General features: G+C 40.4%; 17 protein-coding genes and 5 pseudogenes. 20 read left to right on the top strand and 2 right to left on the bottom strand.

Features of this window, described 5'->3' with window-relative positions:
• The first annotated feature begins 69 nt into the window (after positions 1-69).
• On the top strand, positions 70-1,002 hold the full coding sequence (locus tag AM231_RS08855) for an SPASM domain-containing protein (protein WP_054402298.1): 933 nt from the start codon (positions 70-72) through the stop codon (positions 1,000-1,002).
• Positions 1,003-1,033: 31 nt separating this feature from the next.
• Here AM231_RS08855 and AM231_RS08850 read toward each other — a convergent pair whose 3' ends face one another.
• Positions 1,034-2,161, bottom strand: coding sequence for an ROK family protein (locus tag AM231_RS08850; protein WP_054402297.1), 1,128 nt, complete (start codon positions 2,159-2,161; stop codon positions 1,034-1,036).
• Between the two features lie 322 nt (positions 2,162-2,483).
• On the opposite strand from AM231_RS08850, the gene AM231_RS08845 reads away from it, so the two are divergent.
• The 13 genes and pseudogenes from AM231_RS08845 to AM231_RS29870 all read left to right on the top strand — a co-directional run.
• Positions 2,484-3,884 (top strand): MFS transporter, encoded by a 1,401-nt coding sequence (locus AM231_RS08845; protein WP_054402296.1) that lies wholly within the window; start codon positions 2,484-2,486, stop codon positions 3,882-3,884.
• An 83-nt stretch (positions 3,885-3,967) separates the two neighbouring features.
• On the top strand, positions 3,968-5,398 hold the full coding sequence (locus tag AM231_RS08840) for a sulfatase family protein (RefSeq protein WP_054402295.1): 1,431 nt from the start codon (positions 3,968-3,970) through the stop codon (positions 5,396-5,398).
• A 133-nt stretch (positions 5,399-5,531) separates the two neighbouring features.
• Entirely contained in the window at positions 5,532-6,353 is an 822-nt protein-coding gene (locus AM231_RS08835) for a purine-nucleoside phosphorylase (RefSeq protein WP_054402294.1), read from the top strand.
• A gap of 130 nt (positions 6,354-6,483) precedes the next feature.
• A pseudogene (deoB, locus tag AM231_RS08830) lies at positions 6,484-7,446 on the top strand (phosphopentomutase); the annotation flags it as partial.
• A 145-nt stretch (positions 7,447-7,591) separates the two neighbouring features.
• A complete protein-coding gene (locus AM231_RS08825; protein WP_054402293.1) occupies positions 7,592-8,890 on the top strand; it encodes an NCS2 family permease in 1,299 nt (432 codons plus the stop codon).
• A gap of 304 nt (positions 8,891-9,194) precedes the next feature.
• Positions 9,195-10,003: pseudogene (locus AM231_RS08820) on the top strand (alpha/beta hydrolase fold domain-containing protein).
• Between the two features lie 328 nt (positions 10,004-10,331).
• Positions 10,332-11,129, top strand: a pseudogene (locus AM231_RS28055) (translocation protein TolB); the annotation flags it as partial.
• Between the two features lie 282 nt (positions 11,130-11,411).
• Complete coding sequence (locus tag AM231_RS08815) at positions 11,412-11,618, top strand: helix-turn-helix transcriptional regulator (RefSeq protein WP_054402291.1); 207 nt, start codon at positions 11,412-11,414, stop codon at positions 11,616-11,618.
• A complete protein-coding gene (locus tag AM231_RS08810) occupies positions 11,619-12,059 on the top strand; it encodes a hypothetical protein (protein ID WP_054402290.1) in 441 nt (146 codons plus the stop codon).
• 1,118 nt (positions 12,060-13,177) lie between these two features.
• Positions 13,178-14,047 (top strand): abortive infection system antitoxin AbiGi family protein, encoded by an 870-nt coding sequence (locus tag AM231_RS08805; RefSeq protein ID WP_054402289.1) that lies wholly within the window; start codon positions 13,178-13,180, stop codon positions 14,045-14,047.
• Positions 14,048-14,057: 10 nt separating this feature from the next.
• Complete coding sequence (locus tag AM231_RS08800) at positions 14,058-15,248, top strand: abortive infection system toxin AbiGii family protein (RefSeq protein WP_054402288.1); 1,191 nt, start codon at positions 14,058-14,060, stop codon at positions 15,246-15,248.
• Between the two features lie 456 nt (positions 15,249-15,704).
• Positions 15,705-16,124 (top strand): annotated as a pseudogene (locus AM231_RS28050) (phosphotransferase-like protein); the annotation flags it as partial.
• A 150-nt stretch (positions 16,125-16,274) separates the two neighbouring features.
• A pseudogene (locus AM231_RS29870) lies at positions 16,275-16,448 on the top strand (chloramphenicol phosphotransferase CPT family protein); the annotation flags it as partial.
• Positions 16,449-16,757: 309 nt separating this feature from the next.
• On the opposite strand, the gene AM231_RS08790 reads toward AM231_RS29870, so the two are convergent.
• Entirely contained in the window at positions 16,758-17,093 is a 336-nt protein-coding gene (locus AM231_RS08790; protein WP_054402287.1) for a helix-turn-helix domain-containing protein, read from the bottom strand.
• Between the two features lie 334 nt (positions 17,094-17,427).
• Here AM231_RS08790 and AM231_RS28045 point away from each other — a divergent pair, with 334 nt between their 5' ends.
• From AM231_RS28045 to AM231_RS08765, 6 genes are all read left to right on the top strand, one after another.
• Positions 17,428-17,598, top strand: a complete 171-nt coding sequence (locus AM231_RS28045) for an aspartyl-phosphate phosphatase Spo0E family protein (RefSeq protein ID WP_082341571.1) — start codon at positions 17,428-17,430, stop codon at positions 17,596-17,598.
• 621 nt (positions 17,599-18,219) lie between these two features.
• Complete coding sequence (locus AM231_RS08785; RefSeq protein ID WP_054402286.1) at positions 18,220-19,566, top strand: helix-turn-helix domain-containing protein; 1,347 nt, start codon at positions 18,220-18,222, stop codon at positions 19,564-19,566.
• 709 nt (positions 19,567-20,275) lie between these two features.
• Positions 20,276-21,736 carry an Msr family ABC-F type ribosomal protection protein gene (locus AM231_RS08780; protein ID WP_054402285.1) on the top strand — a complete coding sequence of 487 codons (1,461 nt, stop codon included), beginning with the start codon at positions 20,276-20,278 and terminating at the stop codon, positions 21,734-21,736.
• A 50-nt stretch (positions 21,737-21,786) separates the two neighbouring features.
• On the top strand, positions 21,787-22,992 hold the full coding sequence (locus AM231_RS08775; RefSeq protein ID WP_054402284.1) for an MFS transporter: 1,206 nt from the start codon (positions 21,787-21,789) through the stop codon (positions 22,990-22,992).
• An 856-nt stretch (positions 22,993-23,848) separates the two neighbouring features.
• Positions 23,849-24,283: a hypothetical protein gene (locus tag AM231_RS08770; protein WP_207383552.1), complete on the top strand. Its 435-nt coding sequence runs from the start codon at positions 23,849-23,851 to the stop codon at positions 24,281-24,283.
• Between the two features lie 774 nt (positions 24,284-25,057).
• Positions 25,058-26,797, top strand: a complete 1,740-nt coding sequence (locus tag AM231_RS08765) for an ABC-F family ATP-binding cassette domain-containing protein (RefSeq protein ID WP_054402282.1) — start codon at positions 25,058-25,060, stop codon at positions 26,795-26,797.
• The last annotated feature ends 111 nt before the right edge of the window (positions 26,798-26,908 follow it).

Below are 26,908 nucleotides of genomic sequence, written 5' to 3'. Positions count from 1 at the left end.
AACGAAGATTATAATTTCCTGATCGGTTTAAGTCTGGATAGCCCCAAGGAGATTCATGATGCCCGCCGAGTGAATTCCGTCGGTAAGGGAAGTTTCAATCGTGTGATGGCTGGAATCGAGCATCTTCACCGCCATCAAGTTGATTTTAATATATTAACGGTTGTTCATAAAGGCAACGTAGGTAAAGCGAAAGAATTGTTGAATTTCTATCGTGAGCATGGTTTCAATTATGTCCAGCTCATCCCATGTATGGATTTCAAGTCCCAGCATGTAGACGAGCCTGGAGTCTACGAAATTACTCCTCAGGAATACGGAGACTTTCTCTGTGAAGTGTTCGACGAATGGTACAATAACGGAAACCCAGAGATGTCTATCCGCTTCTTCGATAATATGCTCAACGTCTACCTTAATCGGGACGCAGAGCTCTGTATCCATCAGGGAGAGTGCCCCACAAACCTGGTGCTTGAGCAGAACGGGGATGCCTTTCCATGTGACTTCTTCATCAATAAAGATTGGAAAGTCGGCAATGTTAGAACTGATTCTATATCGAGTATGCTTGCCCATCCTAACTTTGACCGTTTCCGCCTACTGAAGCCAACTCTGTCAGAAAACTGTCGCACCTGTAACTGGAAACGATTATGCTATGGCGGCTGCCCACGTAACCGTAAGTGGAGCCCCGAAGGAAATCAGTCTTCTCCAGACTTCTTCTGTCAAAGCTATAAGCAAATATATAGCTATGCTCATGAGAGGATGCTCGAATTGGGCAAAAGGTTACGTGAGGAAATGTACTCCAACAACTTGAAACGCTATTTCAAAGGAAAGACCCCTGGTCGCAACGAACCTTGTCCTTGCGGGAGCGGCAAAAAATATAAACCTGTTGCGCCTCTGATCTTCCCCTTATCTTGTAACAGAATTACTAATTGGGATATGAATTTAAGACAGAGGGCAATGCATTTAATCAAAAGAAAAATCCATCTTGCAAAGCGAAAACGTCGCTTTTAAGATGGATTTTTTATAATTTCAAGACTAGTTGTTATTCCGTAAATGAATCAATGATGTGGCAACCAGCACCAATGGCAACAATATTGTAGTTTGCAGCAGGCTTGTATTGGATGTTCATCTCGGGCATGTTTGTCATTCGTTTCGTGACAGCATCGACGGCAGTATTGAAAAAAACAGGATTCGGACCTAAAGCACCTCCGATAATAACCGTATCTGGTTGTGTAATGAGGATCAAATTGAACAGACCTACGCCAAAATAATATGCAGCGGTTCTTACGACTTGACAGGTCAATGGATCTTCAAGTGTAAGCGCCTCTTGCAAATGCTCGAACTCGAAATACTCGATATTGTCTACGAGCTCAGTGAGTTTGGAAGGTTGTCCTAGCCTAATTAGGCGGATGAGTTCGTGACGAATGGCTTGAATGCTGCTTAACGCCTCCAAGCATCCATAGGAGCCGCAGGAGCACCTTGGGCCATTTACATCGACGACCATATGGCCGAATGCACGATCGGATAAGACAGAAAGACGATTTTCGATACCGAGGTTTGTAACCAATCCGCTCCGGATGCTGATACTACACATGGTGTAGATGAGGCGTTCTCCCCGATCAGGGTTGAATTTGCGGTATTCTCCAAGGGCTGCGAGATCTGCTCCGTTCTTTTCAATGACCCTGACCTTAAATCGTTCTTCTAGTAGTTGCACGATTCCATTTACAGGACGAAGATTTGTCGACCCAAGTCCAATTCCAAGCAGCTTCTCTTGATCTATATGATGTTCCAGAATCAGACGCTGAACGGATTCAACACAAAAGGCTTGAATGGCTTCGGCACTTTCAGATGAATGAAATTTTTTCTTCGATACATCGACGATATTCAGCTCCAAATCAAGTAATGCAATCGTGATATAAGAGAGTGAAATGTCGACGCCGATTACCGAATAAGCTTCCGGATTAATCCGATACATAAGTGGTTTTCTGCCCCCGCTAGAGAGGCCATACCCTGATAATTGAATCAAATTCGCTTGCATGAGCTCTTCTAATAAGCGAGCACAGGTATTGGGTTTTAATTTGGATAATTCTACGACATCACTGACCGACACAGGCCCGAATTTATGGATAATCCGATACATGGTTTGTAAATTCAAGTTTTTGGGTGACATTGGTTGTGTAAACTGTTTGAGCAGAAGAATCACTTCCTATTCATTAAAAAAAGAAAATTAATTCATTCTCATTCTAACTGAATCCTTATGGTGATACAAGAATGGTGAAAATAATAAGCCAGGGAATAACGCAAACAATCATTCAAAAACAAATTAAGATAGCTATATCATGGTTAAAACATTGGGAATTATTATTGAATAATAAACACTTTTATTCAAATACAAAAAAAGATATGTACAAATCGCCTCGAACGCATTACAATGAAAGCAGTTACATGAAACTAATTAGTAGGAACATACTAAATGACGAGGTGATCACTTCATGGGAACTGCAATCCAGTTGTCCAAAGAAGAGAAACGTGGTATTTGGAAAGTATTAACTTGGTTATTGATTTTAGAATTTTTCTTTGTATTCAATAACAATGTCTTCATTTTGATTTCCCCAAAGCTTGTTGAGGATTTCAAGGTTGCACCGTCGACAGTGAGCCTCGTCTTCTCGTTAGGAACGTTAGCATTCGGCGTATGTTCAATCGTGTATACGATATTAGCCGATCGCATCAGCATGAGGAAGTTGTTACTCGTTGCTTGTACCGCATTTCCGATCATATCGTTTCTCGGTGTTTTCTCCGTTTATAGTTTCACTTTGTTAATTATTTTCCGTGTTTTATTCGGTATGTCGATTGCAGCACCCGTTGCTCTAGTTGTGATCATTGCACTCCGTTATTTCAACAAACTTGAGGCGGCGAAGCTATTTGGATTTGTCGGGGCTATTTTTCAGCTTGGTGCGGCTGTCGGAAATGCGCTTGGAGGGTATATCACGGAGCATTTAAGCTGGAATATCATCTTCCTGTTCTCATGTATAACGATTTTTAGTGTTCCAACCATCTATAAGCATATGCCAAAAGAGAAAAGTCAGCAGCATTCATTTGACTACTTTGGAGCCGTTATGTTGACGGGGATCGTCACACTCATTATTCTGTTCTTTACCTCTAAAATGCAGTATCCAACGATGTTATGGGCAGCTATTGTGCTTGGCGTGATCTTCATGCTCTATTCTAAGAAGAAGAAGGATCCTTTTGTCGATATTCGTTTGTTCAGTATTAAGGGTGTAAGCGGCTCACTTCTCGTTTGCTTGCTCTTCTATATGACCCAAGCAGCGTTCTTGTTTATTTTCCCATTCATAGTGAAAGATACGTACGGGATGTCTCTGACCGTGATTGGGATGTTCAATATGATTACGAATATATTAGCGTTTACGGTAGGTATGTTCTCTGGGCGAATTATCAAGGCCATTGGATATCGAAATATGGTGATTTTGGGAGGCGGTTTCATTTTTACCGGTCTTATTATCATTGCATTTCTTGTTGGATTCTCGGTCGTTCCTGTATTTATAGGGCTTGGGATTTTCAATATTGGTTATGTGCTGTTCTTCTCTGGTTACTTATCGAACTACACGCAATTATTGCCGTCCGAATTCCATGGTGCAGGTGTTGGCGTAGAGAAGTTGATCGTACAATTAGGATCTTCACTTGGGGCTGCCTTTATCGGGATGTTCTTCGGCGCTTCGTACATGAATCATGCACTGGTGGATTTCTCCGGCCGAGCGGAAGCTGCGCAATTCAGTAATATGTCACTGATATTATTAGTTATGATTATAGCTGCGACATCGATGTTCTTAGTCATCTTTAAGAAAAATGTAAAGCCGCAGGATACGCTTTCTTAAAAGTTTTAATGAATGAATGAATGAATGAATGAATGAGATAGAGAAATAGAGAACCAATGTAATTTGGAGGAGGAGTAAGTAGTATGTCAATGCAGAAACCAAATATTGTATATATACTAACGGATGATCAGGGGCCTTGGGCGCTTGGATGCGCTGGGAATGATGAAATCAAGACGCCAAATTTAGACCGATTAGCGAGCGAAGGGATACGATTTGATAATTTTTTCTGTACATCTCCTGTATGTGCACCGGCAAGAGGGTCGATTCTTACCGGGAAAATCCCTTCTCAGCATGGTGTACATGACTTCGTAAGAGAGAATGATAATCCGCATTTGAGCTATTTGGACGGGCAAGTGGCTTATACGGATATATTAGCTGAACAAGGGTATGTCTGTGGGCTTAGCGGTAAATGGGGGCTATGCAATGACTATGAACCACAAAATGGGTTCTCACATTGGTACACGTATCTGTATGACGGGGGACATTATTACAATCCGCAGATGGTACGAAATGGGGAAGTGGTCAAGGAATCAGGTTACTTAACCGATTTGATTACGCAGGATGCTATCGGCTTTATCGAAGAGCAAGCCGAGCGCAAGAACCCATTCTACATTAGTGTTCATTATACGGCGCCCCATCACTTGTGGATTGGAGAGCATCCGCAGGAATATGTCGACCAATATAACGACTGCGAATTTCACTCTTGTCCGCAGGAACCGGTACATCCAGATTTCTTATCTCTGTCTAATCCGGCGAATGTATTCGAAGAGGCCAGGGAGAATCTGAAGGGATACTTCGCCGCGGTTACAGCGATGGATTATAACGTGGGTCTCATACTGGAGAAGCTAGAGAAGCTAGGGCTGCGTAAAAATACGTTGATTTGCTTTATGAGCGATAACGGATTTAGCTGCGGGCAACATGGCATATGGGGCAAAGGGAATGCAACTTACCCGCAGAATATGTACGATAACTCCGTTAAAGTTCCGGCAATATTCAGCCATCCAGGCCTGATTAAGCAAGGCGAGGTGAGTTCAGCGTTATTGAGTCAATACGATGTCATGCCGACGCTGTTGGATTATGTAGGAATTTCTTATACGCCGGATACGGACATGCCAGGACGTAGTTTCAATTCTCTATTGAATGGAACAGGGGAACAGGAAGATGGCCATATTGTTGTTTATGATGAATATGGTCCTGTTCGTATGATTCGCTCCAAGAAATATAAGTATATTCATCGTTATCCTTACGGTCCGTTTGCATTTTTCGATCTGGAGCATGATCCGGAGGAGCGTAATAACTTGTATGATGAGCCAGCTTACGCGGAGATGATCCAAGAGATGAGGAATCAGCTCGAGCAATGGTTCGTGAAGTATGCTGTTCCAGAGTTAGATGGGGCACGCATGCCTGTTACCGGGACAGGACAGAGTAACCTTGCGGGACCGAATGTGACTGGAATTCCTGCGTTCAATCAAGCGGGGAGATTGCATATGGAGAAGTTGAAGCAGCAGAAGTGACTTTTAAAAATTGAAGGACACTTGCGATGGCAAGAGCCTAAGCGTTTGTAAAATCAGCTTTATTTTGAGTGATGTATATGATGAACACATGAGAAGTGATCAACTATGTTCTTAGAAAGGTGAAGTGCTGACTATGTCCAACATTAAACAACAAGTTCAAGAGGCTGTATCATTTATCGAACAACAAATAGGCTTTCGACCTGAGATTGGATTAATTTTAGGCTCAGGGCTAGGTATTATAGCCAATTTGATAGAAGAGGCAACCGCTATTCCTTATCACACCATTCCTCACTTTCCCGTCTCGACGGTAGAAGGTCACGCGGGGGAATTGGTTGCTGGTCATATAGGTGGTAAACCCGTTGTCATGATGAAAGGCCGATTTCATTTATATGAAGGTTACACGGCGACTTACGTTACATTTCCGGTGCGTGTGCTGAAGGCGCTTGGCGTTAACCAGCTCATCGTCACTAATGCTGCCGGGGGAGTAAACGCGGAATTTGAAGTCGGGGACCTGATGCTCATAACTGACCACATCAATAATATGGGAACCAACCCGCTAATCGGACCGAACGACAAAGAACTGGGAGACCGATTTCCGGACATGTCCGAAGCATACAGCAAAAGCCTGATTCAATTGGCTCGTGAAGTTGCAGTCAGCAAGGACTACACCTTACGTGAAGGTGTATACATGGGTAATCTTGGTCCTACTTACGAAACGCCTGCAGAAGTCCGATTCGCAAGAGTCATTGGAGCCGATGCAGTTGGTATGTCGACAGTGCCGGAAGTTATCGCAGCCAGACATGCAGACATGGAGGTGCTCGGAATTTCATGCATCACCAATAAAGCCGCGGGAATCCTTGAGCAACCTTTGTCGCACGAAGAAGTTATGGAAGCAGCGGAACAAGTCAAACCCAAATTTTTGCAGCTTGTCCTTGGTATAATCGGAGAGCTGTAAACAATGTTAGTGGTTTGTTCCAGGCCAAGGCGCTTTTAATCAAAGTGCAGGATTGTTCAAGAAACGGCAAAACGCTGAACGGTTAGAAACAAATAGTTATGAACGGGGGACATGACATGAGATTCAAACGTATAGCAAGATGGCGGAGGTATCTGTTGGAAAAGATACTATGACAGGGCATTGGGAACTGGCAGGACTTAAAGTGATGATGCCATTTAACGTATACCCCGATGGCTTCCCTCACGAACTGATCACCAGATTCGAAGAGGCGACAGGTCGCTGTGTGATCGGCAACAAACCCGCTTCTGGAACGGATATCCTAGATGAGTTAGGTGATGAACAAATAAGAACGGGCGCATGGATCGTTTACACATCAGCGGATAGCGTCATGCAAATTGCCGCTCATGAAGAAATAATTCCGTTAGAGGAACTTTATCAAGCGTGCCGTATAGCACGTGAGCTGACCATGCAGGATGAGTTTGCCGTCGGTCGTATCATCGCTCGTCCATATGTTGGGGAATCGGGGGCTTGGCGTCGTACGCCGAACCGTCACGATTATGCTGTTAAGCCGCCGGAGCCAACCGTGCTAAATCATATGAAGGAAGCGGGTTTGGATGTCATCGCGATAGGTAAAATCAATGATATTTTCTCTGGCGAAGGCATTACAGAAGCGATAACGACGAAGAGCAATGCGGATGGAATGCAAAAGACGATTGAGGCACTTGAGCGCGATTTCCGAGGAGTGATTTTTACAAATCTCGTCGACTTCGATTCGTTATACGGTCACCGGCGCGATCCCCAAGGCTATGCTCAGGCGCTAGAGCAATTCGATGCCGGTCTTCCTCAACTAATAGAACGGCTAACTGATGAGGATTTACTGATCTTAACAGCAGATCATGGAAATGATCCAACGTATCAGGGAACAGACCATACCCGAGAATACGTGCCTCTGCTTGTCTACAGCCCAGCTCTGAAACAGCCAAGAAGCTTGGGCGTGAGGGAAACATTCTCTGATTTGGCAGCATCTCTAGCGCGAAATTTCGATATTAAGGGAACAGGTAATGGGGAGTCGTTCATGAATCTTCTATCGTAAACAACCGTTTCCTGTACCGACTCGTGAGGCTGTGCGCTGAAGTGGATCCGGGCGACATTACGGACGGTCATGTTATTAGTAACGAATTACGGTTTCATAAGCAAAGGGTGGGCGAGGGATTATATAGGAGGAAGGTACAACATGAATGAGTAAACGATCCGGTCGGTTAAAGGAAACCGCAGATCTTGAACGCCCAGTTCAGAAAGAGCTGCTGGCAGGCGTCATTTCCTTTTTCACGATCGTATATATTATCGCCGTGAATGCGTCCATTTTACAGGATGCAGGCATCCCACTTGAAGCAGGGATTATCGCTACCGCCTTAACCTCATTCGTCGGGTGTTTGTTGATGGGTTGGTGGGCAGATACTCCAATCATTCTCGTGCCAGGGATGGGGATCAATGCCTTGTTCACGTATACCATTGTTCAGACGATGGGGCTTACATGGCAGGAAGCGTTGGGTGCGGTCGTCGTGTCAGGTGTGCTGTTTGCTCTTGTTGCATTTACACCACTCACCAGAACGATTTCACAGTCCATTCCCGACTCGCTAAAGGAAGCGACAACGGTAGGCATCGGCTTATTTCTTACGTTTATTGGCTTACAAAAAGGCGGCATAGTCATTGCCAATAAACAAACATTCGTTGCCTTGGGTCATTTCTCCGACCCTTCTACGATGCTTACTTTGGTGACGTTAGCCATTGCACTGGTGTTGTTCATCCGCAATGTCCCGGGTAACTTTCTGATCACCATTGCCATTGGCACCTTGCTTGCCATCGGCTTCGGCCAAGTGAACCTAAGTGAAGTATCGTACGGTGATGTGTCGCTTCATGCCTACTTAGACGTTTTTGGGGCCTTTTCGTTAGGCAACATGGCCTCGGCGACGTTTTGGATTGCGGCCTTTACACTGGCTCTTGTCATTGTGTTCGAAAATATTGGTATGATACACGGCCATCTGAGTATGGTGGGGAAGCCGCAAAAATTCACACGCTCCTTGCAGGCCAATGCGATCTCGGTTATCACTGCCGGCATTTTCGGAACGAGTCCTACGGTTTCAACAGTGGAAAGCGCTGCGGGTATATCGACGGGTGGGCGCACTGGTCTCACAGCAATTACGACAGGTGTTTTATTTCTCGTGTCAATGTTCTTCATTCCTATCATTAAGCTGATTCCGGATAGTGCGATTGCTCCGATATTGATTATTGTCGGAGGCTTGATGATCTCCGGGGTACAACGCATTCAATTCGATCAATTTACCGAAGCGTTTCCCGCATTTCTCATTATTGCTTTAATCCCTTTGACCTACAGCATTGTGGATGGAATGGCATTTGGATTTATAGCCTATGTTATTCTGAAAATTTCGCTAGGAAAAGCAAAAGAAATTTCACTTCCGTTATATTGCACTGCAGCTCTCTTTCTTGTTAACTTTGTTCTCCATGCAGCGGGATAGCCCGAGTTGTTTAAGGTAAGGGGAATTATCGCATCTTTAATCGTTTGTGCACTGTAGTAGAGAAATGGTCCATATGTCTATTGTGTTCCCTAGCTTGTCATATGGCACAATGCTCCTCAATCTTTAGAAAAGATAATCGCAGGAGGACTTCAAATGACAAAAAGAATGTGGGGAACCACTAAAAAAATATTAGATGTTTCGGGTAATAAAGGCTATTTTGACGTTTCATATGGAGAGTTAAAAGCACAAAAAACTAGATATTTGGTTGCCTGATAACTGCCAAAGTCCATTACCTATATTATTTATGATAGATGGTGGAGGATTTACTGCTCTAGATAAAAGATCAAGTGATGCCAACGAGTTTATTTTGGAAGGTATTAAGCGTGGCTATGCAGTTGTAAGTCCAACTATAGGATGAATGATGAATCGATTTTCCCATTTCCTGTAATGGATATTAAACAAGCTATTCGATTTATCCAGGCTAATGCTGCTAAATATAATTTGGACCCTTTCAGACTCATAACATTTGGCCGCAGCGCGGGAGGATACTTTTCCTTAATGGGGGCTCTAAACCGTAACAACCCTTATTTCGATAATGAAGAAGACCCGAATATCGGTGTTACGTCAAACATAAAAGGAGCCGTAGCTCTTTACCCGGTTACTGATTTCACGACATTAGAGTATGAATTGAAAATAAATAGTCTCATTAAAAGATTCATAAAAATGGATGAGGATACCTCAGAACTTCACGTGGAAGCTTTTCCACCTTCTGAAGCAGATAGCTTTCCATACCACAATAGAGAAGATGGTAACGGTTCGATTTTTCTTGGATCTTCATTACCGAAAAGTGCAAGAACATTAAAGCAAGCTAATCCGATTAGTCATATTAACCCAACTAGCCCGCCAATCTTACTTCAGCACGGTAGTGGAGACGAAATTCTTCCAATGCAGCAGTCCATCAATTTTGCTTTGGAAGCCAATGAAATTTGCAATGAAGAAAGAGTCGTGTGTGGAATTCTGCCGGGAGCCATTCATGGTTCAGTTAGATTCTATTCAGAGGAAAATTTGAATCGTATTTTCAAATCGATAGAACAAATCATGAGTATTGTGTAGTAATCGAATTCACGCTTCAACAATCGGGCGAGTTTATGGAATATTTGGCTCTCGAAATAAAATGTCACCTTTCAGTAAGCTGAAGGGTGACATTTTTCTTGTGTTATGCATCTCAAAAACGATTTTTTGAGATTACTGATAACAGGCAAGTATGTCCGCTACCAACTAGGCGCGGAGAGATACCCAAGGGAAGTCAATATAATGTAATGCCGACATTGCTGGATTATGCAGGTAACTGCTTATAAGCCGGATACGGATTTGCCAGGACGCAGTTTCTGTTCTCTCTTGAATGGAACAGAAGGAGTATCTTTGAACCAATTCGACTCTCACGGATCATGGTCTATTAAAAGTGACAAAAATAAAGAATGGCCGGCCGCAAGGATTTGAAAATGTCTCATTAGGAGTTAGTGGTTTTGAATGGTTTCCGAACGGGAAAGAATTTATTGTTTCCTCACAATCCAACTTACTTCCTACAGGATGGAGTCCAATTCCACTTTATAGAATTCCAGTAGATGCAAATCTTGCTAAAGATAAAATAAAGCCATTTTATACGATTCAAACTAAAGTACCTGACTTGTTTGGGATTGATGCCGATTATTTTAAGTGGAGTTCTGATGGGAAGTGGGTTAGCTTTTTAGTTCTTCCTACAAATTCTTGGTCCATGGATAGTAATACGTTAAGTGTTTTATCTTCACAAGGAAGACACTTTCAAGCAGTGGGGAAAATGTTAGGGTTTAAAGACTGGTTTAAGTGGGCTCCTTCTGCCAATTAATTGGCTTATATTTCAGGAGAAGGAAGATTTTTCGTTGAAAACAAGACAACGACGGTTACCGAAATACCAACATTTAAATAACAAGAAGAACACATACCTAAAGGATTTGTAGACCTTGATCTGGAATGGTACTCTAAAGATTTGGTAATTGTGGCTCATGCGAAAGAGAACAAGGAGTGGGAAGAAGGACGTCCACCAACTATGTTCACATCACTTTACGCTATAAACATAAGAACAGGAGAGCAAAAACAATTCTCATTTCCAGTGAAGAATGAACTTGACGAAGATCCTCAAGTTGTCGGGCCTTACCTCACTTGCACGTGCAAAAAGAACCAGAGATACATATGGCGAAGAGGGAAGAGGAGCCTTCTAATAAGGTGAAGTACAGAATTAAGGGTGAGTTAAAAATAGAATAACTGTTTTGGCACGGTTTATACGGCTTCCAATAGGTAGTCGTTCTTTTTTGTTTCAAAAGAATACCCTGGCAGCAAGCTACAAGGCAATCAAAATGGACAAAATTCCGGGGTTTCCTTCGGTGAAATTACAAAACCACATAAAATGCAAAGTTTGCTTGACACTAAATGCAAAGTTAACTATGCTAAAAAAGAAAAGTAAACATTGCAAGGGTGTGATAACTTGAAGACAAGAATTGCAGAACTGCGAAAGCAGCATAAGCTGTCACAGGAAGATCTAGGAAAAATTGTTGGTGTTACCCGGCAAACCATCACCTCCCTTGAAAGGGGAAAGTATACGGCTTCCCTTATTCTTGCTTACAAAATTGCCAGTTATTTTGGACTCGCCATTGAAGATGTTTTTGATTTCAGCGAAGTGGAGGAAATGTAAATGGACAAGTACAAGATTAAAGTAAAAACTCGCAAAAACGTACTGTCACTGGTAGCTACTGCTACGCTATTGATCTATGTAGGACTTGTATTTTACAGAGGTGGACTACCGGATTTACCCAGTTTTATAAAGGGATTTCACACAGGTGCTTTTATCGGGATTGAAGTGGCCGTCGTTTCTTTCCTCGTCAAGTATATAAAAGCCAGCAAAAATGAAGCCGAGCTGAAGAAGCAGTATATTGAGGAGAATGACGAGCGGAGTATAATGATACTCCATAGTGCCAGTATTCTCAGCATAGCCATCATTCTCATAGGACTCGGCATTGCCTCCGTGATCGCCGGTTTCTTTAATCCCTTGATATTCTACACCTTACTAGTTTGCTTATTATTTGTTTTGATCGTATTTTTTGCACTGTGGATGTATTATGCGAAAAAACTTTAAGGGTTGTATCAAAGCAGAGAAACATAATCTGAATAAAAGAGTAAATTGTATGATGAGGTCATAGAGTAAACATTATATTGCGATAAATTGGATATTCGCACACAAAGAAGCGAGTCATTTAATTGATTTGCTTCTTTGTTGTTAATCCGGCATCCACTTCAACTGGTTAGATTGTGGCTATAATGAGGGACAAGAACTTGAGCCTATATATTTATTGATCAAATTCATTTAAACATCAAAAGGAGCAGGGTATGACACTTCTGAAAACTTGGATTCTGATTATGGATCAACATGGCGATCAAACTACTAGTCATGAAGTGTTCTTGAGTGCAGAGATATATTTATAGATATCCCTTACAGATTTGCGGCAATATATTCGGGTGATAAACGTATGATAAGACGGCATCATTAGAAGAAATTGAGAGTTTTATCAGCTATGATCATATTTCTTTTTCTACATATCTGGATAGAGGATGGGCCAACAAGGGTGGGGAAGCTGTCGAGGGACAAGAACATGTTCCATAGAAAGTTACTAAAATAGCGGCTTTTTTGTTTTATCGGTACAAGTTCTTGTCCCGAGTCAAGGACAAGAACTTGTACCGATTGCCGTAATAGACAAGAACTTGATCCGATTACCGATGCACTTTACGAACTGCATAAATCTCGCGAAAAAGATCGATCTATGCAGTTCAGCAGCGAGGTAGCAGCTACTTATGAAGGCAATGCTATAAACCATTATTTAGCAATGGTTATTTACACACAAAAAACAGCTAAAGAATTCGCAAACAAGGGGGACGGACGGGACTGACCCCAATACATGAGACAAATCAAAACATCTTCAAGAGAAAACTGCCATGTCGTAAGATATGTTGGACGACTTGGAGGTGTTTTTGCGTGGAGTAGCTTACTTTAAGAAATAAGGCACAGACTAAGACCTGGATGAGATGGTATCTCAACGATACCTGAGAATCTTCAATTGAATGCCAGGGGGATAAACTTTCTCCAAGAGATAAAAAGACTTCTTGTATTAATGCGTCCTCGTAATCCATAAGGTATAATTTTATTGTAAATGATTCTTTCAGTTAGCAATATAACACGAAAATCTATAGGAGACTCTTATGGCCATTGAACAGTATAGTGATATTTTATTGGACTCAGCTCCACAGGTGACTCAGGCTAATTACACTTACACACAAAGTGCGAATGTCCTTTTCAATTTCATGCCTAAACTTGAATACCTGAAAAGTAAATTAAGCAATAAAGCAATGATTCCGAGATTTTATGAAGAAAATATCGCTTACTTGGATTTGTCCGAGATGGATAAAGTGGCATTTCCTATGGTTTGCTTCTGTGATATTCATCTAAACAAATTAACGTACCATATGGGAGGCTCCAATAGCTCTGATGGGTACGGGCGATACGGAATTGGTATGAGCAAGATGTGGGGCATACAAGAAGGTGTTCAGCCGATCAGTTATATGAATAGTTCATCGGCTCTACTGTCTGACTTCAAAATAGCATTCAAACATGCTATGGAACAAATGCGTGATGGTATTGGGGATGAAATCCTTCATAATCAACTAGCAACACAACTGCTTTTTATTAAACCCTTAAACGGAGAAATGGCCAAGCAAAGAGAGGCTTCTTTTGAACACATTTCTAAGAATTTTCATGATGAGAGGGAATGGAGATTCGTCCCAAAATTTAGTGATGTAGATACAGATTTGAGTTTAATAATTCCACAATCGGTTTTGGTGAATAATTTGAATAATGTGGTATGTAACGCGTACTCAGACGGCATTGAGCAAAAGGAAGAACTGTGGTTAAAATTTGAGTATGAGAAGATTGAATATCTCATCGTGGATACAGTTGAAGATCGAGATAATCTAATTCATTTCATCATGGATGAATTACAAACTGATCATGCCACAAAATATATTCTAATCTCTAAAATTATGGTATTTACTCAATTAGAGAAGGATTGGTGATTGGTGAACTATGTTTTCCAACTTTAAAGAATCATTTAAAAAATCGGATGGTCATATCATCCCAAAAGAAATTGTTGAATCTCTCAATAAAAGGTTGCCTGATGGTCTAATATATAAGCGAGTAGCTAAAGACCTCGTTATTGCAGTTCCTAGCGAGGGTAGGGAGATCAAGATGTCTGCCAATATCAAAATCCCTGAAAGTCTAAGAATTTACAAACCGGAGCAACTCTTTGAAATTCTCTATAGAACTCAAACTGAACTTAAGATTGATAAAAATGTGCCAGTGAAAATAAACGGGATCGATATAGCTTTAGATGAAGCGGCATTAGCTCCCTTAATTGCAAGTAAGAATACTGAATTCTTTCTACAACCAAGAGCATTCCCGTCACCTTATGAACTTGAGTTTTCTGGAAATGGACACAGTAGAACATTAACCATGCAAAGGCAGCCGCTTGCTGATCTTAATAAAACGTTGATAAAGAATATAGACAATGACGGTCTGCAGGTATCTATGAAAGTACTTGAGGATACAGAAACGCTTCGGTTTTCCTTTAATTTCAATCTGCAAATAGTTCATTCAATCGATGAACTATTAAGTGTTTTATTCGTATATCAGGCATTTATTCAAGGGGACGGACAAGTTGCTGGAATGAAATTACCTCCAGCTCCAACTAGCAACGTAGAGAGAGAGACATTGAATGATCTATTAACGTTCTGGAACAAGATGAGTAGTGTTGAGAAAAAGTTGGGGGTACAATTCCCATTAGATTTGCCACTAAGTGATGAGGAAGACATCTGGTTAATGAAACTGTACTCATCCTTTGTTAAGGAAGAGCCATTCAGAGAAAATATTAAGTATACTTCGATTACATTTGCTCCCCCTGAGAATTTTGATAAAGATCGGTTAATTAGTCAAGCCGCTGGTTTTACATTTTTGCAGCCTGAGAATATCAATTTAATCGGTGTAGATCTGGAATTGTTTGCAGTGATGGGCGTATATAATTTGCGTATTTCAGATATAATTCCTAGAAAAAAAGAGCAAGGTAAGTTGGAATGTATAGTTGAAAATGAGTTCGATCAGAAAAGCTTTCGATCGATGAGATACTTTAAGACGTATGAAGAGGCTTTGGAGTTTCAAAAGAACATAAGAGCACTTCATGAGGCCCGAGATTTGTTCAGCATATTTGAAAAAGATAAATAACTTTAGCTTAGTGAGCAGCGTTACTGTAATGTGTAGATTCGGTTGGTCGATTTTTTCATATCGTGATAAGATCGGCCCAATACCATAATATGGACTAACTAATAGAGAGAATGGTGAATAGATGCTCATTTAAACATAAAGTTGCCGTCATTTTCGTAGGGAACTGTCTGGTGACAAAAACATAGTAACATTAGAAGTCGCTGATTAAGCGGCTTTTTATATTTATGTTATCAAGTTCTTGTCAAATCACGATGACAAGAACTTGATAACATTCCCGACAGATGACTAGAACATTGTTACATTCCCGATATGGATACCATCGACAGCTCGTTGAACTAACTGGCAGGATATTTGAATCGTTTCTCGAATGTTTTCTCAGTGGAATAATTTTATAAATTTTGTGAATATAACGTTATCTGAAAGATACACAATGATTATTTTTGAAGGATGATTAAATTGAAGCAAGGGATATTAGTTTATCTAAATGGAACTTCAAGTTCTGGAAAGACCTCCATATCGACTGAACTGATAAATCAGAAAGAGATTCCTTTTTATCATTTATCAATTGATGATTTTTTTAATAATTACAATGATTTTATTAATAATAAATTTCCAGATGAACCTACAAGAGAAATAGATCATCAAGTTGTCTCACAAATACTTGATGATTCCATATTTTCAGTGTATCATTCGACAATTAAATTGTTATCAGAACTAGGTTTTAATGTAATAGTAGATACCGTAATCGACAATGACAAAAGGTTTAATGAGTTTCTTGATCAATTTTTCGATCAGCCTACGTTATTTATAGGTGTAATATGCTCGAAAGAAGAACTCATAAGAAGAGAGCAAGCAAGAGGAGATAGACAGATTGGACTAGGGCGTGTATGCAAACCTAAGCGAGCCAGACCATAATTGATGCCAGCGTTAAAAAAGCCTTGAATGAGCTTGCNGTCACGTATTTCATATCGTCTCATCATACTTATTAATTACCCAAATTATAGGGTCACAGTTTGCATACAGGCCCTAGCAGCTTCACAGTTTAGCAAATTATATTGCTTTGATGAATATGACCTCGAAGTAAATACGGAAGAGATGAATCCAACAGAATGTGCCGAAAAGATATTAAGTTTTATTAAGTCCAATAAGGAATACTCGGTATTTAAAAAATCACGTAAAAGAAATGTTAGTGTTTCATAGATGACGTATCCATCAGACAACACCGTATTCAAAACAACCCCCAATCAAATGAAATGAATGGGGGTTGTTTTTGTTTCATTGAACAATCCGGGGAGGTTTTAGAACTTATTATTTGATGAAAAATGAGCTGTCGGTGTCGGGGGACGGATAAAGTTGTTTAATGCCATTTCAATAGATTCGTAAAAAGCTTACTGAGTAATCTCCTGAAGGGCATCAAGTAATGACCAGGTCCTTTTCCAAAAGCTACTGGAGGGCGGTGGTAAAGAATCTCTAGGATATACCATCTTACTTTTTGGAAATTGACTTGATTTATTTATCTTCAGTTAGCATTGCACTTAATACTTTATATATCATCTTTTGTGTTTTTTCATCTTGCTGAAGAATCAATGTCACACTATTCCAAACCCACGGTTTTTGGTATAGGTATTCCTCTTGGTCATTTTCTAACAATGCAAATATGCTAACTTCAAGAGCTTCCGCAATGCTGATAAGTGTTTGAATTCGCACATTCTTTTCACCACGTTCTAATCGCCCAATATAGGATCCCGTTGAGCCAATAGCCTCAGCTAATCGATCTTGAGTCCAATTTTTTGATAATCGATACAATCGAATTTTTGCCCCTATAAGTTCTTGGAAGTTTACCATTTCTACACCTCATAATTAAGTGTAGTCATGTAACATGAGCATTTGGAGGTCTTATAGTGCCTAAATTCGAATAGGGATTGTTGTTTTCCGAATAGTTCTGTATAATTTTCCATATACCTCCATTAATTTGCTTGGTTTATAAATGAGAACTTGAATTAGTGTTGGCTAATTAAGAATATCTATTCCTCATTTCAATTTAGAGGTGATGAACAAAAGTGTTTGCTGTTACTGTTACAGAAAAATTCTAATCATACGTCATCAAACAAGACTATCCTTCGGTATTTGATATGTATCTGGTTGTATCTGGGGATAAGATGTTTAAATTGAGGCCATTATGCTATTAGATGATTTAAGAGAGCAAATCGAAACATTCCGTTTTCATTTGTATGAGTTGGTCGAAAAATATGGGATAACCGATCCAAACGTATTGGCGAAGTCTTCGGAACTTGATGAGCTATTGAATCAGTATCAAAAACACTATGCTGAAAACAAAAAAATAATCTAACGGACAAATGAGAGTAGTATGAAGATAATAGCTTTTGCTTTTAATTTTCATTGTGCGTAAGCTCTTATGGTGATAGCGTTTTCATTAAACCTAATTAAGGCATGAAGTTTTCACAACGTAATAAGCCCCGTATAACTTTAGTACGATTAAACTGAATCTGTTAATACTAGAGCTAATCTTTAGCTAATAGAGCTTACTAGCAAAGATCATCTAAGCAAAGAAAGCAGATTCTAATTAAGTATAAAAACCATTTTATTGAATATACTAATTAATGTGAAACCGTCTGGTGTAAAACTGCTGGTTGAGGGGACTGCAGGTGTGCAGTCTCTTTGTCTATTTTAAAAATCTATGAAGTTGAATTGTAAAATATATGCAATACGTTGAAAGTTTAATATGTCATCTGGACAGCCCTTGGTCGGAATATCTGATAATAATTGTCCAGGTAGTCGATTCAGAATAAATACACAACAGAAACAACAGTTACCATCCAGTCAGAAGTATAAGAAACTTTGAGACTTGGAGTATTAAAGGCTAATATATCTCGGATTGTAAATATATATTATAATTATTTAACCGGTGCTTAATTCTTTTATCCAGAATGTAATTTTTGAGGTGAAACAAATGAATGATCATATTTCCGAAGTAAGATCCGCATTGGAGAATTATCTTAGAGATACGAATATATCACTTTCAAATTTTGCAACGATTTCTGGGATTAATTCAGGTTCACTGAGCCGTATAATGAATGATACAAGACCGATGTCCATGAGAGAATTGGACAAAATTACAGCAACTATGGGGTTGCCTGAGGACTACTTCTTTAATGCATATGTTGATGTATGTTTATTTCAATTTAAAGTGACATGGCGTAGAATCAAGCCCTTTTTATATCGTTGTGCTGACTTGGATAGGATCGACTGCATCATGAAGATCGTCAATAATATCCTGGATGAACTTAACTACGTTCCCATGTTGTTTGACGTGGCAGAAGACTTCTTTAACGACAAAAAATATCCCGCAGCTAAAGTCATATACGAAGGAATTAGCGCGAGTGAGAAATTCCAACATTCTGAGCGATTAGCGCTTTGCCAGTATCGCTTATTCCATATTTCACTGAGTGAGGACTTGGATTCCAATTATAGAGCTGCAACTGTATTCGAGGGTTATGTGGATCGTCTAGAACTGAATGATAGACTTGGAGCAATTGTGAAATTGGCTCACGTTTTTGGACCGTTAGGTCGATGGAATAAAGTTGATATGCTCGCGGAAGATTTATATAGAATCGCTAAAATTCAATACGAACTCGAGTTGAAAAATAGCTACTTGCGTCAAAAGCGCAGCCGGCCAGCCTATTACTATATTCTCTATTCCTACCTAATGAGGGCGACGGTGGCTGAAGAATATGGACAGTTTAATAAGGCCCTATTATATGTATCTTCCTATGAAGATACAGACTGGATTGAGGAAGACACCGCTGAGGCTAAGCGGATAAGTAGTCAATTCAAAGAGTGGGCGCATGTGAACCGGCTTCTATATCGCTTGAAGTCAGGTGAATTACAAGTACTACCGGAATATATTAACTGGATCGCAGATAAAGATAGGGAGATACCGTTAGCAATTCTTACAATACTTAGTGTCGCTAATCATTATCAGACAAATATTGATTATGCTTTGTCTCGCTTTTCGGAATATATTACATACAGAAAATTACCACATTTCAGTGACTCCATCCTTTTAGAACGGCATGCAAGAACATTGATCGAGTTAGGTATTTATTATCTGAGAAACAAACCAGAGATGGGCATAAAAACTATACTGCAAGGATTGGAATTCTCCGTGAAGTGTAATAACGACAAAAACATAATCAGGTGCATAACTATTTTCGAACAAAATAGAAGATTGTCTACTTCAGAGGAAGAAAACAAATATCAATACTTAGTGAATAGCTACTTTTCTTCTAGTATGTAGTCTGAATCTTATATTTCAACAAATAGAAGGACCACAAGTAGTTATACATCCAAAACCAAGCCCTGGAATAACGACATTTGGTCATGGCTGGGGAGAGGGAGAGTTTTAAGATCTCTTATATATAAATGTTTTAGAAGAACCATTTCCTATGAGGGGAGATGGTTCTTTTTATACTTTCTGAGAAACTGTGTAAAGGTAGAGGGGCCAATTGTCTTGTATGTAAACGAAAGTGGAAGCGGAATGGTACCAGCAGATATGAATGTCACAAGATCCTGACAGTCTATCAAATCGAGCCGGGATACGAATATTGACAATTGTAGTAGTCGATGTTAAGATTCGTCTATAAAAATTGAGGAGGATTGCGATCTATGATTCCACGTATTTGGTAAGCACACGATAAAAAAGCTTATTTCCACCAATGTGGGCTTTTTTGAGTTGCTTATCTTTACGTATGAGGACATCGATTGCGATCTCTACGGCCTTTTTTACTGTGCCTTGTTTCGCTCTGTCCAATTGTGTAATTCAAGCAGACCAAAGCCCCTATGCGGACTTGGGTCTGTTTTTTTATTGCTTTGAATCCAATTATAAAAGGAGTCGTAACGATGCGAGGCATACATCTGTACTTCTTTATTTAATCCTCTCTAAGTAAATCGCGGGTCAGCCTGCGAACGGTAAAACGGAAACTGCGATTTTCGAAGGAGGATTAAGTATGTTATTGATAAAAGCGAAGGATATTTATGTGGAATTTTTGGGGCGCGGCGTGCTTGATATCGAGCAGTTGGAGTTGTATGAGTGTGATCGAATCGGTCTGGTTGGCGCCAACGGAGCTGGAAAAAGTACGTTGCTCAAAGCGTTGCTAGGCAAAATCCCTTTGCAGCATGGCAAGATTGCGAGGGAGGGGACGTTTACCTATATTCCCCAATTGGAAGAGGCGGTTACCCAAGATGTACAGGATCACGCTATAGCGGGCAAGTTAGGCGTCAGTCAGGTACATGTGGAGACAATGAGCAGCGGGGAAGAGACGCGGTTAAAAATTGCGCAGGCACTGTCGGGAGAGGCGCATGGCATTTTTGCAGACGAACCGACATCCCATATGGATCGTGAAGGCATCGACTTCCTCTTAAACCGGCTTAAACATTATTCGGGGGCGTTGCTCATTATTAGTCATGACCGTTACTTCCTAGACCAGGTCATAGATAAGATCTGGGAGCTTAAAGAAGGGAAGATAACCGAATATTGGGGTGGTTATACCGACTATTTGGCCCAAAAAGAAGAAGAACGAAAAAGCCAGGCTGCCGAATATAAACAATATGTAGTGGAACGTGAACGGCTGGAACAGGCCTTTGAGGAAAAGAAAAGTCAGGCCAGAAAGCTTGATCAAAAGGCAAAAGGAGCAGACAGAAAAAACAGGACGGATAGTGGCGGACGCCTCGGCCATCAGAAATCCCAAGGCAGCAAGCAGCAGAAGCTTCATAACGCAGCCAAAAATATGGAACGGCGAATCGAAGCGCTTGGCGAAGTCACTGCGCCTGAAGCCATACGAAACGTTCAATTCCGGCAGAGCAAAGCGCTGGAATTGCACAATCCATTTCCGGTTGTGGGAAACGAAATCAGTAAACGGTTCGGAGACAAGGTGATATTCGACAATGTGTCCTTCCAGTTCCCGCTCGGGGGCAAAATTGCAATAACCGGCGCTAATGGGGCCGGAAAAACCACTTTGTTCAACATGATTCGCGATCGGGAGAGCGGTATTAAGTTATCGCCCAAAGCGGAAATCGGCTATTTTGTCCAAACCGGTTACAAGTTCGATCGGAATCAGAACGTAATGACATTCATGCAGGAAAACTGTGAATGTCAGGTTTCGGACATTCGGGCGGTACTCGCATCCATGGGGTTCACACACCAGGATGTTCGCAAAGAGCTCTCGGTATTAAGCGGCGGCGAAATCATAAAGCTCCAGTTAGCCAAATTGTTGCTTGGACGCCACAACATCCTGCTTATGGACGAACCGAGTAACTTTTTGGATATTCCCGCCGTAGAGGCTCTTGAGACCATAATGCGAAATTACCTAGGCACCATCATATTTATATCACACGATGCCCGTCTGCTCGGGGGTGTCGCCGATCAGGTATATGAGGTGAGTGATGGCCGGCTTGTACTATTGAAGTAATGTGTAAGTAAGGCGATCCGAAAGAACGAAATTAGGGGGTACAAGACTTCATGTATATGCAATGGAAAAAGACGTTCGCATTAATCTTCAGCGGGCAAATTTTTTCGATTCTAACATCTTCTATGGTTCAGTTTTCAATCATCTGGTATTTGACTGAGACGACGGGGTCGGCTACCGTGCTGATGTTTGCAGGTCTTGCCGGGTTCCTGCCGCAAGCGCTCTTAGGCCCATTCATTGGCGTCTGGCTTGACCGATGGAATCGTAAGCTTACAATGATCGTTTCTGACAGCGTCATTGCGTTTTCCAGTTTGGTTTTAGGCGCCTATTACTTATGGGGCGAACCAAGTTTATGGGTCGTGTATGCAATACTATTTATTCGATCGATAGCCTCGTCCTTCCATGCTCCTTCGTTCCAAGCCGCGATCCCTCTGATCGCACCGGAAGAACAATTAACCAGGGTGGCTGGCTGGAATCAGTTAGTGTTCTCCGCATCCAGCGTACTCGGACCAGCGCTCGGAATAGCGGTATACTCGGCTACTTCACTAGGAACGGTATTGCTCTTGGATGTGGTTGGTGCATTAATCGCTAATCTTATGCTTCTATTGGTCAATATTCATCAACCGAAGCCGGAGATCATACCAACGTCTTCGTTCCGTAGGGAGTTTACTCTCGGTTGGAAAGCGTTCCTTTCTGAAAAGTCCATTGTCACGATTACAATCGCAATGGCGATCTTTAGCGTTGTTTTTATGCCTCTGGCGATGCTGTTTCCCCTGATGACGCTGTCTCACTTCGGCCGCGGGGGTTATAGCGCCAGCCTGATTGAGGCAGTATTCGGAATTGGCATGATCCTTGGTGGCGCACTGTTGTCGGTTCTTGCTTCTAAGTGGAAGGATTTCACTTATATGAGCCTGAGCTTGGTTGCGATTGGGTTGGCCTGCGTCCTGAGCGGGGTAGTAGGGAGCGATGCGTTCCTTGCTTTCATCGTCCTATCCTTCCTTATGGGTGCGGCTGCGCCTTTGTTCAACGGTCCTTACATGGCGATGATTCAGAAGTCCTACGAGCCTGAAATATTGGGGCGTGTGCTCTCATTTGTCACGAGCATTGGACTATTGTCTTCCCCGATCGGGCTCGCTTTGGCGGGACCGGTTGCCGACCGATTCGGGGTTCAAGTTTGGTTTTTCTGGTCAGGGGTTGTCGTGGCCTTGATCGGAATTTTTATATTTTTCAAGTTTTATGGTACAGGTAAAGAAAAGTAACACATCGGTCAGTGTTCGAATGAGTGTTTTTCGAAATATGCAGGGCGTGGGCAGGTTGTTTTCCCCGAACACAGCGACCGGTAGATAGAGCAAGATGCTAGTTAATTGAAGGGCGGCTACTTATTTGTATTACTAGAATCAATTTGTTGAGCTAACGGCGAACGATAGTTGAATGTACACAGCGGCAGTCGGTCATGTGATCATCCAGGATGAAGTTGAAAGGCACGAATCCCGAGACACATTCAAAAACACCAAACAAGGACAAGATCCACAGAGATCTTGCTCCTTGTTCTACATTTAGGGAAAGAAAAAAGAATCCTTGGCTGCTACGAAGACCCAATGTGGGACAAATTTCATAAGAAAAACAACTTAGTATTTCAAGCGAGGAGAACAACTCATAAACAAACCTATATAATGTGGCACATTGACACAAGCCATGCTGTCGGGGGACAAGAACATAGTCCCATTGAAAGTCGCTAATTTAGCGGCTTTTTTGTTTTATCGGTACAAGTTCTTGTCCTGAGCCAAAGACAAGAACTTGTACCGATTGCCGTAAAGGACAAGAACATGAGCCGATTACCGATTAGATAAGTATTTGGGATTCCATGCAATTTCGTTAAGCTAACGGGCAGTATTGCTGAATATCGAAACAGGAAAAAACCGGTAAGAAAATTCTCAAGACCTAAATTATTTATAATCCTTAATTTCATGGCGTAGAACATAATGTATATAACAAATATGTTCTACGCTTTTTATTGTGTTCGTTATTGATCTTAAGAACTTGTAAATGTTTAACATATCTAATAGTATATGATTAAGAGGTGATTTTTTGTTGAGAAAAATCTATATCATTTTCGTGTTCATTTTAAGCACCCTGACTCTCGGGTGTTCACAACAGGAATCAAAACCATTAGTTGTACCAAGCGAATATCAACATGCTAAGGATATGCTCGATCTTTTAAACAATGAGGGGCTCAACATTCAAGAGATTCATAACTCTAAGTACACTGCATTCTTCAATACAAATCCTAATTACTCAATGTACATTAAAACAGATATGGGAATATTCGAACTTGTACATCTTGAACATAAGAACGGCGAGGAAATAGATATTGTAGAAAAGGAAGCAACTGATAGTGGGGAATATAAATATGTCGTTTCAGAAAATGGTGTAGACCAACTATTAATCCTAGGCTCAGAAAATTATTTCAATAAATCGGACGAATACATTACTATATCGAGAGACAAAGATTTAAATGATAAAATTAAAAAAGCTCTAGAAGTTCAATAAACCTAATTGTGTACTCGGGACGTAGTCAAACTATGATTTCGAATCGAAAATTGAATTATGCAAAAACGCGTCATATAGGATGGACACAATTAATATTTGGATATAGAATGCCATAGTATACGACAGTCGACTATATCCAAAAATAATTCTTGAGTGAAGAAAAACAGCCGTTTCTAATAGAGATTCGGCTGTTTTTTCATGGGGTGGAACGTTATTCACGGGTTAGTGGCAATGGGTGGTAATTGTATAATAAGATGTCGGGGGACAAGAACATATTCCCGTTGAAAGTCGCTATTTAGCGGCTTTTTTGTTTTATCGGTACAAGTTTTTGTCCCGAGCCAAGGACAAGAACTTGTACCGATTGCCTGAATGGACAAAAACATGTTCCCATTACCGATTAGGCATGCATCTAATCGATTTATGTCCGTTAATTCATTAAGCTAACGGGCAGGTAGTTTAAGATTAATCGCGGGGAAGCGTATCATAAATCGTCTCGAAGCATGGCATAAATCATATCATTGTGCCAGGGCACAAAGCTTGGTCCCATAATATGCGTAGGGTGGAGCATTGTCATGATTTTGTTTGATGTATTTTCATGGGATTGGATAAACGGGCAACAAGCCACCATTCTAAAGTAAGTATTAGAATATCGAAGTGAGAGTAAGGGGTAAAAATGAATTGTACTTGGTAGTAAAGAGTGTTACTCTAAAAGTCTGTGTTCGACAATACATTTAATAAATAGTCACCATTTTAGTTATAAAGAAAGGCACTACTATGATAAAAGTTGAAAACTTATCCTTCTCATTCCCACAAAAAGAACTATATAAAGACATTTCATTTACGTTAGAAGAGGCACAGCATTGCGCTTTTATTGGAACAAGTGGCAGTGGTAAAAGTACACTGATCGATATACTGATGGATCCAGAAAGATATTTGTTCGAAGGCAAGTTAGAGATAGATCCAACCTGCAAAATTGGGTATGTAAGTCAGTTCTCCCAACTAGACAGTACTAAAGAAACAACTGTTTTTGAATATATCGGAGAAGAATTTATTAAGCTACAAAATGAAATAACATCTATTTGTAATGAAATGGAAACATCATCCGATATTGAGCCGTTAATCGAAAAGTATCAATTCGCTTTAGACGCATTTGATGCAATGGGTGGAGATCATTTTGAGAGTAACATCAATAAGAAGCTAAATCTAGCAAACCTCTTGAAGCTAAAAGATGTTAGGGTATCCGACCTGAGCGGCGGGGAATTCAAACTTATTCAAGTAATGAAGGAAATGCTTCATAGTCCAGACTTAATGATCATGGACGAACCGGATGTGTTTTTAGATTTTGAGAACCTAAATGCGCTTAAAAAACTTATTAATACTCACAAAGGCATACTGTTAGTTGTTACGCACAATCGATATCTATTGAATCATTGTTTCAACAAAATTATTCACCTTGAAAACACAGAGATCCAAGAGTTTGATGGGCGATATATTGAGTATAATTTCTCATTACTTCAGACAAAAATGGAGTTGCAAGAAATCGCAGTCGCTGAAGCTGAAGAAATTGAGAGATACGATAACATTATTGATAATCTTAGAGCTATAGCAACTATTAATTCAGATGCATCTAGAGGTAGAGCGTTAAAAGCTAGAGTTAGATTTCAAGAGAGATTGGAAGCGCGTAGAATTAAGGCACCATTTGTTGATATTAAGCAACCGAATATCCGTTTCGGTATTGAGAATGAAATTGAAGACAGCATGGTTGTAAAAGTCAATAATTATAGTGTTGCCTTTGATGAACTGCTGTTAGAGAATGTTAGCTTTGAGATAAAATCTACGGATAAAGTAGCCATTATTGGTCCAAACGGTACAGGGAAAACGACTTTACTCCGAGATATCTTTAACAATAATCATGAATCCATTGACATAAATGATGATGTTAAAATGGCTTATTTATCTCAGAATCAAGGTGAAGTGCTAAAAGATTCTAATACAATACTAGAAGAATTCATCGATGCTGGGTTTAAAACTTATGATGAAGTTAGAGCGTATATTTCAAACTATGGCTTTGAAGGCGAAATCGTTAATCAAAAGATTGAATCACTATCTGGTGGAGAAAAAAACATACTTCAGTTGGCTAAAGTTTCTGCTAGTCATGCAAACGTATTGCTTCTTGATGAACCGACAAGCCATTTAGACACATATACACAAATTGCACTGGAAAAAGCCATTGAAGACTATAAAGGTGCAATTCTCATGATATCTCATGATTTCTATTCTGTAGTAAATGGTATGGATTATGTATTAATCATTGACAATAAGACGATGAGAAAAATGACTATGAAAAAATTCAAAAAGATGATTTATGCTAGCCACTTTGATAAAGACTATTTAGAGGCGGAACAAAACAAAAAAGCAGTTGAAATGAAAATAGAATTGGCTTTAAAAGATACTAATTTTGAATATGCAAAAGTATTGGTTGATGAGCTAGAAAAGCTAATTGAGTTGCTTTAAATTACAATACAGCGAATAGGGCTAAAGTGATTTAGTCTGAGTTCAACGATGAAACACGATGCTGGTGAAATAAAAGACACTGATGAATAGAATATCAGTGTCTTTTTACTA

The organism is Paenibacillus solani, from assembly GCF_001277345.1.
GTDB classification, from domain to species: domain Bacteria; phylum Bacillota; class Bacilli; order Paenibacillales; family Paenibacillaceae; genus Paenibacillus_AQ; species Paenibacillus_AQ solani.
This window is presented reverse-complemented; position numbering and strand designations above follow the sequence as displayed.

Coding starts and splice junctions, on each gene's coding strand:
- AM231_RS08775 (WP_054402284.1), top strand. CDS start 21,787: ATGTATATGCAATGGAAAAAGACGTTCGCATTAATCTTCAGCGGGCAA.
- AM231_RS08850 (WP_054402297.1), bottom strand. CDS start 2,161: ATGTCACCCAAAAACTTGAATTTACAAACCATGTATCGGATTATCCAT.
- AM231_RS08800 (WP_054402288.1), top strand. CDS start 14,058: ATGTTTTCCAACTTTAAAGAATCATTTAAAAAATCGGATGGTCATATC.
- AM231_RS08780 (WP_054402285.1), top strand. CDS start 20,276: ATGTTATTGATAAAAGCGAAGGATATTTATGTGGAATTTTTGGGGCGC.
- AM231_RS08840 (WP_054402295.1), top strand. CDS start 3,968: ATGTCAATGCAGAAACCAAATATTGTATATATACTAACGGATGATCAG.
- AM231_RS08835 (WP_054402294.1), top strand. CDS start 5,532: ATGTCCAACATTAAACAACAAGTTCAAGAGGCTGTATCATTTATCGAA.
- AM231_RS08785 (WP_054402286.1), top strand. CDS start 18,220: ATGAATGATCATATTTCCGAAGTAAGATCCGCATTGGAGAATTATCTT.
- AM231_RS08765 (WP_054402282.1), top strand. CDS start 25,058: ATGATAAAAGTTGAAAACTTATCCTTCTCATTCCCACAAAAAGAACTA.
- AM231_RS08810 (WP_054402290.1), top strand. CDS start 11,619: ATGGACAAGTACAAGATTAAAGTAAAAACTCGCAAAAACGTACTGTCA.
- AM231_RS08790 (WP_054402287.1), bottom strand. CDS start 17,093: ATGGTAAACTTCCAAGAACTTATAGGGGCAAAAATTCGATTGTATCGA.
- AM231_RS08845 (WP_054402296.1), top strand. CDS start 2,484: ATGGGAACTGCAATCCAGTTGTCCAAAGAAGAGAAACGTGGTATTTGG.
- AM231_RS08825 (WP_054402293.1), top strand. CDS start 7,592: ATGAGTAAACGATCCGGTCGGTTAAAGGAAACCGCAGATCTTGAACGC.
- AM231_RS28045 (WP_082341571.1), top strand. CDS start 17,428: ATGCTATTAGATGATTTAAGAGAGCAAATCGAAACATTCCGTTTTCAT.
- AM231_RS08805 (WP_054402289.1), top strand. CDS start 13,178: ATGGCCATTGAACAGTATAGTGATATTTTATTGGACTCAGCTCCACAG.